The following is an 11,125-nucleotide window of genomic DNA, read 5'->3' on the forward strand; positions in this document are numbered from 1 at the left end:
TAGAAAAATCTACAGTACCTAGCTTCGACCTCGAAGGAGGTGGGGTCAGATGTGTGGTCGTCCTAGATCGAGGTCGCCGTCAGTCCTCGGCGTCGAGCTTGCCGCCGACGATCTCGGCCCGGAGCGCGTTCAGGCGTTGCATGGTTCCGACGGCTGCCGTCTGGTTTTGTGCGGCGACGGATAGGTCGAGCGCGCGGGCAACGATCATTCCCGTGACGACGCCGTCGCTGGTCCCGGTGGTGGTTGGCGGTGTGGCCAGGACGATGTCGACGCGGTCGCGAAGTGCCACGCCGAGGGTCTCGCTGACCAGGATCGTGGTTGCTCCGGCTTTGGCTGCGTGGTTGAGAACCACGTCGATCTCACGGAAGCGGCGCATGGTGGCGAAGACGACGACGACGTCGCGGTCGCTGAGGTCGAGCAAATGGTCCGCAAGTGCGAATCCGGCGGCTCTGATGTTCGAGCTGCGTACGCCGGCGCGATTGAGGCAGATGCTGAGGTATTCGGCGATGCAGCCGCTGGGGCCGATGCCGTAGGTGATGACGCGTGCTGCTCCGGCCATGGCTGTGACTGCCCGGTCCCAGCTCAGCTCGTCCAGGTCGGCCTCGAACTGGGTGAGTACGTCGGCGGTGTCGCGCAGTACTCGTCGCGCGCCGGAGCCCGAGCTGTTGATCCGGCCGAGTTGGTCATCGAGGACCTTCGAGGGATCCCGCTGGCGGCCGGAGGCGGCCAGGGCTGATCGGCGCAGTTCGCGGAAGTTCGCGTAGCCGAGCTTCTTCGCTGTCCGTACGACGGTGGCGTCGCTCGTGGAGGTGTAGGTCCCCAGTTCGACGGTGGAGGACACGGCTACCAGCGCCGGGTTGCCGGCGATGAACGCCGCGACCTGCGCCTCGCTGGGAGTCAGGGTCGCGGCGACCTCTGAGATGCGCTCGTGGAGCGGAGTGCTGGTGTTCAAGTCGAGTTACCCCTTGTCATCGCTCTGAAGAATACACTACGGTCGCTGCCCATCCGAAGGAAACACTTCAGTGGTCGAGGTTCGGCTGTGAGGTTAGACGGAGGAAGGTCGCACGTGGAGGAAACGGATTTCGTCGTCGTGGGTGGCGGCGTGTACGGCGCCGCGCTCGCCTACGAGCTCGTGGTCAGAGGAGCGTCGGTCACGCTGCTGGAGGCCGGCCGGCTCGCGACCCGGGCGTCCGGTGGGCCGGGGAAGCGTGGAGTGCGCGCCAACGGCCGGAACTCACGAGAACTGTCCTTGGCACGTGAAGCTCTGACGAGATGGCCCGACCTGTCGGCGGAGCTGGGATCCGAGACCGGATTCGAGCGGATCGGCGGACTGATGCTCGTGCGGTCGATGCCGAGTCTCGGTGAGATCGGGCTGGCGCGGGCCGAGGCCCATCTGCGGTTGCAGGTCGCGCACGGTATTTCCACGGAGTTGGTCGACCGGGAAGGGCTGGCGGAACTGGAACCCGGCGTGGACGGGACACAGATCGCCGCCCTGTACACCCCGGGCGAAGGGATCGCCGATCAGCGCGCCACGGCTCACGCCTACGCTGCTGCCGCTGAGAAGCGCGGCGCGTCGATCCGGGAATCGAGTCCGGTCGAAGACTTCAGCACGAGCCCGCGGCCGACGGTGCGTCTGCGGGACGGCACGAGGCTGGAGGCCGGCCGGGCGATCGTGCTCACGACCAACTATGGAACGAACGCGCTGCTCGGGCGGTCGGAGCAGTCGCAGCTGCCGCTGTGGACGATGGTGCCTCAGGTACTCATGGTTCGGCCCAGAGGCAACTACCGGCCTCGTCACCTGGTCGCTCACCTGCAGGAGACTCTCTCGGTCAAGCCGCTGGCCGACGGCATCACGATGATTTCCGGCGGCATGCGGGGCAGGTGGAACCCGGCAACCGCCTCCGGCGAACCGGTCGAAGCAATGATCAGCGAAAGCCTCGACATCGCCTCGTCGGTCTTCCCGCCGCTGTGTGACGGCGAGCTTGTGGCGGCAGACGCCAGCGTCCCGGAGACCTACACGCCGGACGGCCTGCCGTACGTCGACTTCCTCGACCTCGACGCGCGGGTGTTCGTCGCGGCCGGTTGGCACGGGCACGGCTTCGCCATTGCCCCGTCGGTCGCGCGGCACGTCGCGGAGTGGCTCATCACAGGCCGAAGGCCGGAAGTCCTTGCCCCGTTCAAGATCCGAAGAAGCTGAGACCAATGAAGGGTGCCATCCCGATGACAAGTCCTGGGCTCGACTCGGTGACCGTCGACATCATCGGCCACAACCTGGTGGCCATCGCCGAAGAGATGGGAGTCGCCATGATCCGGGCTGCCTACTCTCCGAACATCAAGGAGCGGCGCGACTGCACCACCGCGCTGCTCGACACCTCTGGGCACTCGATCGCCCAGGCGGAGCACATCCCGATCCACATGGGATCGATGATCGGGTTCATCCCGGGGGTGGTCGCGCAGTACGGCGAAGACATCCACCCGGGTGACATCTTCATCTCCAACGACCCCTATCTCGGCGGCAGCACTCACCTGCCCGACGTGACGGTCGTGGCACCGCTGCACGTCGACGGCGACCTGGTGGGATTCGCGGCTGCCGTGGCTCATCATGCGGAGTTCGGTGGCTCCCAGGGACGTGCTCCCGACATCTACTCCGAGGGTCTGCGGTTGCCGATCCTCAAGATCGTCGACCGCGGAACCCTGGACGAAGGCCTGGTCCGCCTCATCCAGCTGAATACCCGGGTACCCGACGAGCGGCTCGGCGACATCCGGAGCCAGTTCGCGGCTGTGTCGCTGGGAGTACGTCGCTACACCGGCTTGCTCGAGCGGTACGGCGCGGACGGCGTCCTCGAGGCGACGGGCAGGTGGCTGGACAAGGCGGAAACGCAGGCATGGGCAGCGCTGCGGGAGTTGCCCCGAGGACGCGTGCAGTTCGAGGACCGGATGGATTCCGATGGCGCCGGGACGGAGAACATCCCGATCCGTGTAGCGATCGATATCGATGCCGAAGGCATCCACTTCGACTTCACCGGAACCGGTGCCCAGGTGGCCGGGCAGATCAACACGGCGCGCGCGGCCGTGGAAGCCTCGGTCTACTACACGGTCAAGACCATCCTTGACCCCACACTGCCGGCGAACGCGGGCTTCTACCGCATTGTCGACATCACCATTCCGCACGGATCCATCCTGGACTCGGCCGAACCGGCACCGGTCCTCCAGCGGTCCGATGTGTGTCAGCGTGCGGTGGACGCGATGCTCGGGGCCTTCAGCAGCATCCTGCCGGAGCGAATTCCCGCAGCGTCGAACGGCTCGATCTCGGCCTTCACCTTCAACGGGTACGACGCTCTGCGGCAACGACCGTTCGCCTACACCGAGGTCATCGCCGGGGGAGCCGGCGCGCTGCCCACGACGAACGGCCAGGACGCCGTACAGACCCATGTCACTAACACTGCCAACACCCCGATCGAATCCGTGGAGCAGAATTTCCCGCTGCGCATCACGAAGTACGCACTCCGGGACGGATCCGGCGGCGCCGGACAGCGCCGTGGCGGCGTCGGCATCATTCGAGAACTGAAGACCCTGAACGACGGCATCCGGCTGACAGTCAAAGGCGACCGGGTAGCGACCGGGCCATGGGGATTGCAAGGCGGCGGCGCCGGCCAGCCCCTCGCGTTCGTCCTCGATCCCGACTCGGATCACTCGCGGAGCTTCACCCGGGCCGACAACGGGACGGTGCTGGCCGCAGAGACCACTGTGCTGGCCATGACAGCCGGAGGCGGGGGCTTCGGCAGCCCGCCCGACACCGACAGCGTTCCGGCAGCCGATGAGCGAGAGGGAGACGACGTACAGTGAGAATCGGAATCGACATCGGCGGCACCTTCACCGACGTGTTCGCCGTCGCGGACGGCCAGACCTTCATCGCCAAGGTTCCCAGCTCGTACCCGGACCCATCGGCCGTCATCTCGGCCGCCGTGCAGGCGGTGCTGACCAAGGCGGCAGCTGACGGTGCGGACGTCGCCGCGCTGATCCACGGGACGACGGTGGCGACCAACGCCGTGATCGAGCGCGACCTCGGTGTCGTCGGCCTGATCACGACCGCCGGGTTCGGCGATGTACTCGCGATCGGGCGGCAGACTCGGAACAGCCTGTATCAGCTCGACTTCACACCACGGTGGGTGCCAGTCCCGCGAGAGCTGCGTGCGGAAGTCAACGAGCGCACGGACTTCACTGGGCAGGTCCTGACAGCACCGGACCGCGACGAGGTCCTGGCAGTTGCTGAACACCTGATCTCCGGGGGAGCGACCGCGCTCTGCGTCGGCTTCCTGCACTCCTACGCGAACGACGCCAACGAGCGCGAAGCGGCCGCCTGGATCGAGCACGCCTTCCCCGACATCGGCGTGTGGACGTCGGCATCGTCCGTGCCGGAGTTCCGTGAGTACGAGCGGTTCTCCACCGCGGTCATGGATGCCGCGCTCGGACAGACCATGACGACGTACTTGCGGCGGTTCACCGACCAGTCGCGGGCCGCGGGTGTCGTCCCGGAGCCGTACCTGATGGAGTCGTCCGGCGGTGTGGTGAGGATGTCCGAAGCCGCGTTGCGCCCGACCCGCACGCTCCTGTCCGGCCCCGCCGGTGGGGTGCTCGGCGCGATCGACCTCGCGAAGCAGCACGACCGCGCGGATCTCTTGACCTTCGACATGGGCGGTACGAGCGCCGACATCGGCGTCATCCGCGAGGGCGCACCGGACGTCGTCGGCATCCGTCACTTCGAGGACCTCCCGGTGCTCGGAACCACGGTCGCGCTCGAAGCCATCGGCGCCGGTGGCGGCAGCATCGCCTCGATCGATCGCGGCGGCCGCCTGCAAGTCGGTCCACGCAGCGCGGGATCGGTCCCCGGCCCTGCCTCCTACGGCAAGGGCGGGACGGAGGCCACGGTCACTGATGCGCATGTGGTTCTCGGGACGCTGCCGCAGGCTGCGCGGCTCGGCAACTCGCTGCAGGTCGATCGTGAACTAGCCGTCGAGGCTGTCGAACGGTCGGTCGCAAAGCCGCTCGGACTCGACGTCATCAGCGCCGCGCACGCCATCCTCGACATGGTCAACACCAACATGGCGCTGGCGGCCCGGCGCGCCACCGTCGCCCAGGGCATCGATCCCCGGACGCTGACACTCGTCGCGTACGGCGGAGCCGGGCCGCTGCACGCCACTTCGCTGGCCGGCGAGCTCGGCATCGACGAAGTCGTCATCCCGCCACACCCCGGGATGCTCAGCGCCTTGGGCCTGCTCGTGTCCGACCTGCGGAAAGAGTTCGTGCGGTCGTCGGTCATGCAGCTGATCCCACCGAACATCGATCAACTGTCCGACGAGGTCAAGCTGTTGATGGCCGATGCGCTGGCGTGGCGTGACGCACAGGGAGAGACCGGGACCTGGACCGCCGGCATCGAGGGCGAGCTCAGATACCGGGGCCAGGAACATGCCCTCCGTACCCGGCTTCCAGACCTGCCGTGGGACGCCCGAACTGTCGAGGTCGTCAAGGAGACTTTCGACGAATTGCACGAGCAGCTCAACGGCTATCGCGTCACCGACGAAGAGATCGAGTTGGTCAGTCTCCGCGTCACCTGCGCGATCGACGTCGGTGGCTCCGAGCTGCAGTTGCAGTATGCGACCGGGTCCGGCGTGGAACTCGCCGCACCGGACACGCCGGTGTGGTGGACCTCCGCCGCGCCCGTCCCGACCCCACTGATTTCCGCCCCCGACCTTCACCACGAGGACTGGATTGAAGGCCCCGCCATCCTCGTCCAGGAAGACGCTACCTGTGCCGTCGCCCCCGGCTATCGCTTTCGCACGCTGGCCAAGACCGGCGGAATCGCGATCCAGCGGATCCCCTAACCGCTCAACTCCCCGGTATCGACACGGAACAGAGGAACCACGATGCGACTTACCCGCACTCTCATTGCCGTGATCATCAGCACTGGACTCGCCGTCTCCGCGTGTGCACCGGAGCAGGCTACGAAGGGGTCCGCGAACTCCTTCCCTGACAAGCCGATCGAGCTGGTCGTGCCCTTTTCGCCAGGCGGCGCGACCGACCTGACCGCCCGGGTCATGGCGGATGCCCTCTCGAAAGAACTGGGTGTGCCGGTCAACGTAGTGAACAAGCCGGGCGCCGAGCAGATCACTGGCGTCGACTACGTCCGCAAAGCCAGACCTGACGGCACCACGCTGCTCGCGGACGGCGCAGCCTCCAGCTCCATCCAGTCGCTGAGCGCCAACCTGCCGTTCGCCTGGGATGACCGCACCTTCATCGGCCGCCTCACCTCCGGTCCCCACGTGTATACCGTCGCCGCCAAGTCGCCGTACAAGTCGTTGGACGAGCTGATCGCCGGGCTGAAGCAAGGCAGCAAGAAGTTCCGCACAAGTTGGTCGGGAGGAGCGACCACCACCGACCTGGCGATGCTGGGCCTTCTCAAGGAGGCAGGAGTCAAGCTCTCGGACCTGAGCGGCGTCCCGTTCAAGAGCTCGGGCGACATCATGCAGGCTGTTGCCGCCGGCAACCTCGACTTCGGTGTCGGAGGTGCGTCCTCGGCCTTCGCCTTCGCGTCCAGCGGCGATGTTCGTGTGCTCGCGCAGACCGGGACCGAACCCATCACTCAACTGCCCGACGTGCCCACGACCAAAGAGCTCGGTCACGCCGACCTCGACCTGACCTACTGGGTCGGCCTGTCCGGACCTCCCGGACTCCCGGACGCGACTCGGCAGCGTCTGCAGGACGCACTGACGAAGTGCGCCCAGGATCCCGGTGTCGTCAAGAAGCTAGAAAACGCCGGCGTTTCCGTCTCCCCGCTGATGGGCGACGAGTTCAAGAAGTACGTCACGTCCGAGGTCGGCAGCTTCACTGAACTGCGGAAACTCGGTGCGGGGCAATGAGCGCTCCAGTGACCACGCTGAGGAGCGCTGGGTTACGCGCGGCCCGCGCCACGAGCGACGGCATCCGGGGCCCGTGGGGTCTACCGATCCTGTTCGCCGTCTTGGCCGCGGTCGGCGTCGCAGAGTCGTTGCGGCTGATCCTCGTGGGAGCGACCTCGGAGGCACGCGCGGGCGGCTGGTACTTGTTGCTGGTTTCGATGCTTATCGCGGTCGGTGCACTCGCGCGGCCGGATCGGGCAGCGACCAAGCCGCCGGCCGTCCCGGGACCGGATGTGGTGGCACCCGAGTCGTCTGTCCAGGCCGAGCCGGAGAGGCGGACCCATGCACACAAGGCGGTCATCTTCTTCGTCGCAACAGTCGCGTTCGCCTGGGCGCTGCCATGGGTCGGCTTCGCCGTCGCCAACGGGTTCTTTGTCGCGGCTTACCTCATCTGGATCGACCACCGGCGCTGGTGGCACGCCCTGCTGATCGCTGTGGTCGTGGACGCGTGTCTCGTGACCGGCCTGAGGCTCATCGATGTCGTCCTGCCCTCTGGTGTCCTCGGAATCGGGATCTGAAAGGAAGCCTCCGATGTCACTGACCGACCTTGCGGGCGGCTTCGCCACCGTGCTGAGCCCGTCAGTGCTACTACTGGCACTCCTCGGTTGTCTGGCCGGAACACTCATCGGCGTACTGCCCGGGCTCGGGCCGGTAACCGCCGTCGCAGTCCTCTTCCCGCTCACCACCTATCTGGATCCAGCCACGGGCATCATCGTGCTCGCAGCCATCTACTACGGCGGCATGTACGGCGGATCGACGACAGCGATCCTGCTGAACATCCCTGGTGAGACCGCCTCGGTCCCCACCGCGATCGAGGGCAACCTCATGACCAAGCGGGGCCGGGCGGGCGCAGCCCTTGCGATGGCCGCGATCACGTCGTTCGTCGCCGGCATCGTCGGAACAGTCGGCGTGTGGCTGATTGGTCCGACGCTGTCGAGGTTCGCCCTGCGATTTGGCCCACCCGAGATGCTGGGTCTGCTGATCTTCAGTCTCGTGACTATCATCGGCGTCACGTCGACTTCATTGCGTCGCAGCGTCGCGGCGTGCGGCGTGGGCATGCTGATCGGTGCCGTCGGAATCCTTCCCGCCTCGAGCGAGACCAGACTGACGTTCGGATCCACCGATCTGCTGCAGGGCTTCGACATCGTGCCCGTCATGATGGGAATGTTCGGCCTCGCCGAGGTATTGCGCACCATCCTGAGACCACCGATCCGACAGCACGAGGTGGCTGTCGGATCACTGCGTCCCACCCGTCAGGAGTTCACCGCCGGCATGGGCGCCGGCGTGCGCGGAACAGGATCAGGCTTCTTTCTCGGCTTGCTGCCAGGAATGATCCCCACGATCGCGTCGTTCCTCAGCTTCGCCTCCGAGCAGCGGCGGGCTCGCCGCCGCGGCTCCTCGCGATTCGGCACCGGCGCGGTCGAAGGCGTGGCGGGACCGGAGGCTGCCAACAACGCCGCCGCCATGGCCGGGTTCGTGCCGCTGCTGTGCCTCGGGATCCCCACGGGGGCGACGATGGCTCTCGTGCTCGCCGCAATGCTTGTCTACGGCATCATCCCAGGGCCGCTGCTGTTCGGTCAGCACCCTGATTTCGTCGCAAGCATCATCGCAAGCTTCTTCGTCGCGAACGTCATTCTCCTGGTGCTGAACCTGCCGCTGGTAGGACTCTGGGCGAAGGTGACCAGAGTGCCGACCGGGCTGTTGATGGCAATCGTCGCGTCCGGCTGTCTGCTCGGCGCCTACCTGTCGGAGAACAGTTTCACCGACGTATGGGTCTGTGTGGTGTTCGGTGTCGTCGGCTGGCTTCTGACCGAATGGGGCGTTCCACTGGCTCCACTGGTGATGGGCATGATCCTCGGGCCCTTGCTGGAAGTCGCAGCGCAGCAGTCGTTCGCGCTGTCGCCTACGTTCTTCCTGGAGCGGCCGATCTTCATCACTTTCGCGGCACTGACCGCGCTGTCCGTGCTGTTCGGGATGCGCATGCGACGCAAAGGTATGGCCGGAGACGAAGACTGAAAGGTGAACTGATGAAGGTGATCGTCGTTGGCGCGGGCGTCGTCGGAAGTGCGACGGCGTACGCACTGAGCCGAGCTGGTGCTCGGGTCACAGTGTGCGAAGCGCAGTACCCAGGCGCCGGTACATCAGGGGAGTCCTACGCGTGGGTCAATGCCAATCGCAAGGAGCCTCGAGAGTACTTCGAACTCAACCTCGAGGGCATGCGGGCGCACGGCCGCTGGCAACGGGACCTTGCGGACGGCGCCAATGCGCTGGGGCAGTGGCTCTGGGGCACTGGCCACTTCGAATGGAGCACGGATCCGACGCACTCGGCTCATCTCGATGCGAAGCTCGAGCGGATGTCCGACTGGGGTTACCCGGCTCAGGTACTCGAGCCACGAGCCGCCATGGCGATCGAGCCAGCCTTGCGTCTCGACAGCCGTGTGGACCGCGTGGTGTCGTACCCGCAAGAAGGATTCTGTGTTCCTGAGATGCTGATCTCGTCCACACTGCAGGCGGCCCGTGCCCTGGGCGCTGAGGTCCTTGCAGGTGCCGACGTGAGAAGCATTGAGCACCGGGACGGGGCTCGGGTACACCTGACCGACGGCACCGTGCTGGATGCGGACGTTGTGGTGGCCTGCGCTGGGCGCTGGACGCAGAAAGTGCTGGCCTCCGCCGGCGTCGATGAGGTCCCGATGGCTCCGACAGACTCGAAGGGCCTGCCGACGATCGGCCTGCTGGCCTACACAAGACCGCGCCCGCCGCGCCTCGGCCGCCTCCTCACGACGTCGCGGCTGAACGTCCGGCCACAGCCTCATGGCGGGATGATCCTGCACGCGCTCGATCTCGACAGAGTCGCCGATCCGGCCGGCGACCTCGGCACCGACGGACCGGTGGCAGCCGAACTGCTGGACAGGGTTGAAGAGGTCCTCAACTTGGACAGCCCGGTGGAGATCGAACGCCTACACATCGGCCGACGATCCATTCCCGCCGACGGGAAGACCGTCAGCGGCTTCGTCGGCGACGGCACCTGGCTCTACACCATCGCCACCCACAGCGGCGTCACGCTCGCACCCCTGCTGGCCGACTACGCAGTCCAGGAAATCGTTCATGGCAACTTGGTCCACCAGCTAGCACCCTTTCGGCCCGGTCGCTTCGCCAACTACAACCAACAACCAGAACCTCCTCGCGCCACAGTTCCCGGTGACCAATAACGACCGATTCGACAGCCAAGCCTCGAGCGTTCTCCGATAGGCGGGCAGCGGCATGGATACTGAGGCTTGGGTGGCTAGTCGTCATCGGTGTCGTCGTCTTGGGGCTGGATGCCGACGACGCGGGGTACGGCCGTCAGTGCGGTCATCAGGTCACGCAGGGGTGCTTTGCCGCGGAACCTGCAATTGGCCGTGACCACGCGGGCGCCATCAGGTCTTTCGTCCAGCGACGTTGACAGGATCGCGGTGTGGAACCCCATGTCTGTGGCCGTCGCGAGCACCGTGCGCAGCACACCTTCGCCGTCGTGGTATCGGACCGTGAGAGTACGGCGCCGGTCTGTCGTCGGGAGGATGCGCCCGATTGGTGCGAGTCCGAAGATCGTGACGAGATGCAAGCCGGTGACCGCTGTGGCGACAACTGGCATCCCGGCGGCGCATGCCATGCCGACGCCGGCGGACACCCAGATCGTTGCCGCTGTGGTCAGGCCGCGGACGATGTCGCGGCGCATGAAGATGACGCCGGCTCCGAGGAAACCGATCCCGGAGACGATCTGCGCGGCGATGCGTGATGGGTCGAGGACGACGTCGGACCCGGTCACGCCTGAGAATCCGTAGGCGGAGACGAGGGTGAAGACCGCGGAGCCCATCCCCACGAGGGTGTGAGTGCGTAGGCCCGCGGCCTTCTGGTGGTACAGGCGTTCGAGTCCGATGATCGCGCACAGTACGAACGCCAGTCCGAGTAGTTGAAGCTCGGTTGTCGTTGTTGTGGTCCAGGCCCACCCCATGGTCAGCCCCTCCGAGGGGACCGGGGCAGAGGGCCGTCGAGGGCGGGGCTTCGGCGGAGTGGCCGCTCGGCCCGGCCGGTGTGGACGGGGTGAAGCGAGGATGAATTTCGCATTGCTCCCTCTTCTCGCACGGTTCCGGTGGTGGTAGCGTCCCGGACTGGGATCGATCCCGGGACCG

At 66.4% G+C, this 11,125-nt stretch carries 9 protein-coding genes; 7 read left to right on the top strand and 2 right to left on the bottom strand.

Annotated features, from left to right (window positions below):
• Positions 1-79: 79 nt before the first annotated feature.
• On the bottom strand, positions 80-952 hold the full coding sequence (locus E0H50_RS18480; RefSeq protein ID WP_131289891.1) for a MurR/RpiR family transcriptional regulator: 873 nt from the start codon (positions 950-952) through the stop codon (positions 80-82).
• A gap of 114 nt (positions 953-1,066) precedes the next feature.
• Between E0H50_RS18480 and E0H50_RS18485 the strand changes: the two genes are divergently transcribed.
• From E0H50_RS18485 to E0H50_RS18515, 7 genes are all read left to right on the top strand, one after another.
• Positions 1,067-2,197, top strand: coding sequence for an NAD(P)/FAD-dependent oxidoreductase (locus tag E0H50_RS18485; RefSeq protein ID WP_165547194.1), 1,131 nt, complete (start codon positions 1,067-1,069; stop codon positions 2,195-2,197).
• A 23-nt stretch (positions 2,198-2,220) separates the two neighbouring features.
• Positions 2,221-3,846 carry a hydantoinase B/oxoprolinase family protein gene (locus tag E0H50_RS18490; protein ID WP_165547195.1) on the top strand — a complete coding sequence of 542 codons (1,626 nt, stop codon included), beginning with the start codon at positions 2,221-2,223 and terminating at the stop codon, positions 3,844-3,846.
• Positions 3,843-5,882 (top strand): hydantoinase/oxoprolinase family protein, encoded by a 2,040-nt coding sequence (locus tag E0H50_RS18495; RefSeq protein WP_131289900.1) that lies wholly within the window; start codon positions 3,843-3,845, stop codon positions 5,880-5,882. Before E0H50_RS18490 ends, E0H50_RS18495 begins: the two co-directional genes overlap by 4 nt.
• Positions 5,883-5,951: 69 nt before the next feature.
• Positions 5,952-6,917 (top strand): tripartite tricarboxylate transporter substrate binding protein, encoded by a 966-nt coding sequence (locus E0H50_RS18500; protein ID WP_165547196.1) that lies wholly within the window; start codon positions 5,952-5,954, stop codon positions 6,915-6,917.
• Positions 6,914-7,474, top strand: a complete 561-nt coding sequence (locus E0H50_RS18505) for a tripartite tricarboxylate transporter TctB family protein (RefSeq protein ID WP_131289906.1) — start codon at positions 6,914-6,916, stop codon at positions 7,472-7,474. Before E0H50_RS18500 ends, E0H50_RS18505 begins: the two co-directional genes overlap by 4 nt.
• Before the next feature lie 13 nt (positions 7,475-7,487).
• Positions 7,488-8,972 carry a tripartite tricarboxylate transporter permease gene (locus E0H50_RS18510; protein ID WP_131289909.1) on the top strand — a complete coding sequence of 495 codons (1,485 nt, stop codon included), beginning with the start codon at positions 7,488-7,490 and terminating at the stop codon, positions 8,970-8,972.
• A gap of 11 nt (positions 8,973-8,983) precedes the next feature.
• Positions 8,984-10,165, top strand: a complete 1,182-nt coding sequence (locus E0H50_RS18515; protein WP_131289912.1) for an NAD(P)/FAD-dependent oxidoreductase — start codon at positions 8,984-8,986, stop codon at positions 10,163-10,165.
• A gap of 74 nt (positions 10,166-10,239) precedes the next feature.
• On the opposite strand, the gene E0H50_RS18520 is transcribed toward E0H50_RS18515, so the two are convergent.
• Complete coding sequence (locus E0H50_RS18520; protein WP_131289915.1) at positions 10,240-10,947, bottom strand: MgtC/SapB family protein; 708 nt, start codon at positions 10,945-10,947, stop codon at positions 10,240-10,242.
• Positions 10,948-11,125 lie beyond the last annotated feature (178 nt).

The organism is Kribbella sindirgiensis, assembly GCF_004331435.1.
Lineage (GTDB): Bacteria > Actinomycetota > Actinomycetes > Propionibacteriales > Kribbellaceae > Kribbella > Kribbella sindirgiensis.

Coding starts and splice junctions, on each gene's coding strand:
- E0H50_RS18490 (WP_165547195.1), top strand. CDS start 2,221: ATGACAAGTCCTGGGCTCGACTCGGTGACCGTCGACATCATCGGCCAC.
- E0H50_RS18505 (WP_131289906.1), top strand. CDS start 6,914: ATGAGCGCTCCAGTGACCACGCTGAGGAGCGCTGGGTTACGCGCGGCC.
- E0H50_RS18510 (WP_131289909.1), top strand. CDS start 7,488: ATGTCACTGACCGACCTTGCGGGCGGCTTCGCCACCGTGCTGAGCCCG.
- E0H50_RS18515 (WP_131289912.1), top strand. CDS start 8,984: ATGAAGGTGATCGTCGTTGGCGCGGGCGTCGTCGGAAGTGCGACGGCG.
- E0H50_RS18520 (WP_131289915.1), bottom strand. CDS start 10,947: ATGGGGTGGGCCTGGACCACAACAACGACAACCGAGCTTCAACTACTC.